Below are 4631 nucleotides of genomic sequence, written 5' to 3' on the forward strand. Positions count from 1 at the left end.
TCGCGCCGTTCCGCTATGATGTTTTGCGGTAGGACGCGAGCCCCCTGTTCAAGCACCTCGCAAGTCATCGTTAGCCAAAGCACCAAGTTGGTTGATTTGCGATCAACAGGATCGGCTAATCGTGAGCGGAAGAATGCCTCCTCCGATGAACCTCTGCCGCTTCATTGGGAGGTTTGGAATCGAACGCGGTGAGGAATCTTGAAATTGTGGGGGCGGCTGAATCGCTAGGTGGTCCGGAATGGTGTTTGGGTTGGCCTGGCATCTCGAAAGGCGGATTGCCGGCGCGCTGCCGCAGCCAGTTCAATGATTTGAACACGGGAGGTCGGGTGACGAGATATCTTTCGAGCCGGTATTTCCCTGGAAAGTCCAATAGCGACAACCCGATCAGTATCGTCAAGAGTCCTTGGCCAGGCAGAACCAACATGCTGATTCCGATGACCAGCAGGAACACACCGAGTGTGTTTTTCAATGCAAGCAGGGTGAGATGGAGAATCATCGTTGCCTTCGTTCTTGGCTTGACATTGCCGCGACGCGAGGATTCGAAATAGTCCGCCGGCAGTCGCACTATGACCCAGGGGATGACGGCCAGCGACGCCACGAAAAACACGAACGAGGCGATCGCCAACGACCACATTGTCGAATGAGAAACTGAGATGATTGATTCCTTCACGGTCAATAAACAGAGAACTCGTGTAATGGACGAAGCACGGCCTGACGCGATTCACGCTTGATCCGAGTCTTGTTGATTAGGGTTCCGTCGTAGCGAAATGTTTCGATTTACATGTGTTTTTTGGAACAGGATTCGGGGCTGCTCCATCACCGACGCGGCGGTTTATCAAATCGACAAGTCGCGGACGAGTTCCGCTGCCGGCGATTCTCAATACCGTCCCTGGAAATCAGCAAGGATGTCTCGGCAAGCCTTGGCGGGTGATGCAAGTAACGTGCCGGTTTTCTGGGATTAAACGCGTTGGCACGAGAATCGCATCGACGTTTTGTTTCTGCGAACGCGTCTGATCCTGGTAGGGCGTTCGCAATGCTCCACCTGTGATGAACGAGCCCGCGATGCAAACTGCCAATGAGTCTTTCCTGAAAACAACGTGGTCATTTCTGTGGAGGGTGAGTCATTGGCCCGCGAAGGCCTCGGGATGGTTTTGGAGGACTGTGTTCTGGCCCGTTCGTTTTGCTTATCGCAAAAGCGAGACGCTGACCCGAATGGTCGCGTGGATGCGTCTGCATCGAAAGCGATTGACTGCGGCCTTTCTGATGATTGCCCACCTGCTCGGGATGATTGCATCGGTGAACGTGCTTTCCGAATCGCGGACGCCACAAGGGGCGATTGCCTGGATTGTGTCGCTTAACACATTCCCTTACGTCGCGGTACCGCTTTACTGGACCATCGGCGAAACCGACTACGGCGAGCACGCTTTGACGTACCGTGCGAGTCGCTCAAGCGGAACGCATATCGTCGAGCAGCTTTACGATGACCTCCGCGAAGCGAAGCTGGCGGTTCCGGTCGAGGACAGCACCCAGAGACTTCTCACCCGGTTGGTACAGTTCCCGGTAACACGTGGCAACCGAGCAAAATTGTTGGTCGACGGGCCAGAAACCTTCGACGCGATGCTGCAGTCGATTGAGTCAGCCAAGACTTACATCTTGGTCGAGTTTTACATCATCCACGATGACCAATTGGGCGGACGGTTGAAAGAACTCTTGATTGCCAAAGCATCCGAAGGCGTCCGCGTGAGACTTCTCTACGATGAGTACGGCAGTCGCGATCTGCCTGATGAGTATATCGAGGAGCTGCGTGCCAACGGTATCAAGGTACACGGATTTAATTCACCGTTTGGTGGCGGATCGACGACGCGTTTGAACTTTCGTAATCACCGCAAACTGGTGATTGTTGATGGGATCACGGCTTTCGCGGGCGGTCACAATGTCGGCGATGAATACTTAGTTGGTGTCGATGAGTTGGGGCCTTATCGAGACACCAGCGTTCAAGTGGAAGGGCCTTTGGTCCAGTGTTGTCAGGTCGCGTTTGCCGAGGATTGGCACGCGGTAAGCAAAGAATTACTCGACGATTTGAATTGGACACCGGTCGCCAGTGAAGAGCCTGGCGTCGAAGGCATTTGTGTTCCGAGCGGACCGGCCGACGAGTTTGAGACGGCATCGCTGTTTTTCATGCAATCGATTCTGTCGGCAAAGAAACGGATTTGGATCGCGAGCCCGTATTTTGTTCCTGATGAAAAGATGGCGACGACGTTGCAACTCGCCGCGATGCGAGGGGTGGATGTGCGAATCCTGATTCCGCAAAACTCAGACTCGACCTTGGTTTGGCTCTCGTCGTTTTCGTATTTCGGCGAGATGAATGCGGCGGGAGTTCGTGTTTACCGCTATCAGGGCCGTTTCATGCATCAAAAAGTACTACTCGTGGACGACACGATGGCTGCGGTCGGCACGGCAAACTTTGACAATCGATCCTTTCGTCTCAACTTCGAGATCATGCTTGCGTTCTTTGACGAAAGTTTTTCCCAAGAAGTGGCGGAAATGTTCGAGGACGATCTCCGTTATTGCACGCTCAGCGATGGGAGTGAATTGGAGGAAAAGTCGTACGCGTTTCAGTTACTTGTCCGCGCAGCCCGACTTTTGGCCCCGATTCAGTAAAGTGCAACCAGTATGGAAAGTGCGTTGGTAGCATTCAAACTTGGCGGTGATACCGGACGGCTCGCGCCGTTCCGCTAGGATTTGTAGCGGGCGCAAGTCCGCTGGATACCAGTGCGTGTTCGCCGACAGACGGTTTCCGCGAGTCGATAATATTGGCGCGAGTTGAGCGTGACGTTTCCCGTGTGATTGAAGCAAGTTTTTTTTGAGTCCAAGGTTTTCCTAAGAGTGTGTGGATGTTTTTGCTCGTTTTTCCTAATCAATTGTTTTGCAAACACCCCGGGCTGAAGCGTTCGCCGTCACGCGTTCTGTTGATCGAAGACTCGTTGTTTTTTGGGGACAGCCGATACCCGATGCCGTTTCACAAACAAAAGCTTTGGCTCCACCGCGCATCGATGAAGCGGTACGAGGTCGATTTACGTCAGAAGGGGCACGAGGTCCAGTACGTCGAGTATCACGCCGAACATCCGAATCTGGACGACCAGTTGCATTGCACGATCAAACCAAACGAACGTGACGGAGAGACGATCTGTTGTGTCGATCCGACCGATTTCATCTTGGAAAAACGAATCCGACGCACCTGCGCTAAGCTGGAGATGGAAGTCGAATTTCTGCCCAATCCAGGGTTCCTCAATACGCCCGAGGAGAACCAAGAGTATCGAGCGGGTAAGAATCGCTGGTTCATGGCAGATTTTTACAAATGGCAGCGTCAGCGACTCGACGTGTTGATGGATGGCGATGAACCTGCCGGAGGTCAGTGGAGTTTCGACGAGGACAACCGAAAGAAGATCCCCAAGAAGCAGCTCGCTTCGATCCCGGATCTTTCATTCCCCAAACGCGATCAGGTCGACCTCGATGCCCGGGAATATGTCGAACGCGAGTTTCCTAGTCACCCTGGAGGGTTGGAGACGTTGTATTACCCGACCTCGCACGCTTCTGCTCGTCGATGGTTAAAACAGTTTTTGAAACAGCGGTTCGAGTATTTTGGTGCGTATGAAGATGCGATCGTCGAAGGAGAATCGTGGCTTTGGCACAGCGTCCTTACGCCGGTTCTGAACATTGGTTTGTTAACGCCCGATGAGATCATCAAGGAGACCCTGCGTTACACAGGGGGCAACGAAGTTCCCTTGAATTCCGTCGAGGGTTTTGTCCGGCAAATCATCGGTTGGCGCGAGTTCATGCGTGCGACCTATGAAGATTTGGGCGTCCCCATGCGGACCACGAATCACTGGCAACATCACCGCGCGATGCCCAGCAGTTTCTACGACGCAACGACCGGCATCATACCAATCGACGATACGATTTCGCGAATTCTTAAAACGGGATATTGCCATCACATCGAGCGTCTGATGGTGTTGGGTGGTTTTATGTTTTTATGCGAGATCGACCCGGACGACATCTATCGCTGGTTCATGGAAATGTTCATCGACAGCTATGACTGGGTGATGGTTCCCAACGTCTATGCGATGAGCCAAAACGCCGATGGCGGGGCGATCACGACGAAGCCGTATTTTTCTGGATCGTCGTACATTCGCAAGATGAGCCACTATCCCCGCCAACCTTGGTGTGATACTTGGGATGGGTTGTATTGGCGATGGATCTGGAACCACGTCGACGAACTCGGCAAGAACCCACGATGGGCGATGATGTGCAGCATGGCGAAAAAGATGGAGCCGGAAAAGCGTGAGCAGCACCTAGCCAACGCCGAGGCTTTTTTGGAAAGCTTGGGTTAAGCACGTAGGCTGGAGGATTTCGGTATATCTGGCATTTGATGCTAACCGTGGTTCCTACGTCCAACCAAAGCTATCACTGGACTGCCAAAAATTTGTTATGGACAAGATGTGTCGCTATCCCTTTTGCGTTTAGCTGGATCCGGTAATTCGCGAATGGTTAGTCACGATCGTGACGAGATCCAAAAGGCACAGACGTGAGTCCGTGGTTTGCGAAAACGGGCGTAGGCCGGACCAAGGAGC

General features: G+C 53.0%; 3 protein-coding genes. 2 read left to right on the top strand and 1 reads right to left on the bottom strand.

Annotated elements, in window-relative coordinates:
- Positions 1-115: 115 nt before the first annotated feature.
- Positions 116-496 carry a PGPGW domain-containing protein gene (locus NB063_RS31560; protein WP_250933758.1) on the bottom strand — a complete coding sequence of 127 codons (381 nt, stop codon included), beginning with the start codon at positions 494-496 and terminating at the stop codon, positions 116-118.
- A 566-nt stretch (positions 497-1062) separates the two neighbouring features.
- Here NB063_RS31560 and cls point away from each other — a divergent pair.
- Both cls and NB063_RS31570 read left to right on the top strand, forming a co-directional pair.
- Positions 1063-2661, top strand: coding sequence for a cardiolipin synthase (gene cls / locus NB063_RS31565; protein ID WP_250933760.1), 1599 nt, complete (start codon positions 1063-1065; stop codon positions 2659-2661).
- 233 nt (positions 2662-2894) lie between these two features.
- Positions 2895-4391 carry a cryptochrome/photolyase family protein gene (locus tag NB063_RS31570; protein WP_250933762.1) on the top strand — a complete coding sequence of 499 codons (1497 nt, stop codon included), beginning with the start codon at positions 2895-2897 and terminating at the stop codon, positions 4389-4391.
- Positions 4392-4631: the final 240 nt, after the last annotated feature.

It is taken from the genome of Aporhodopirellula aestuarii (assembly GCF_023701485.1).
Classification (GTDB): domain Bacteria; phylum Planctomycetota; class Planctomycetia; order Pirellulales; family Pirellulaceae; genus Rhodopirellula; species Rhodopirellula aestuarii.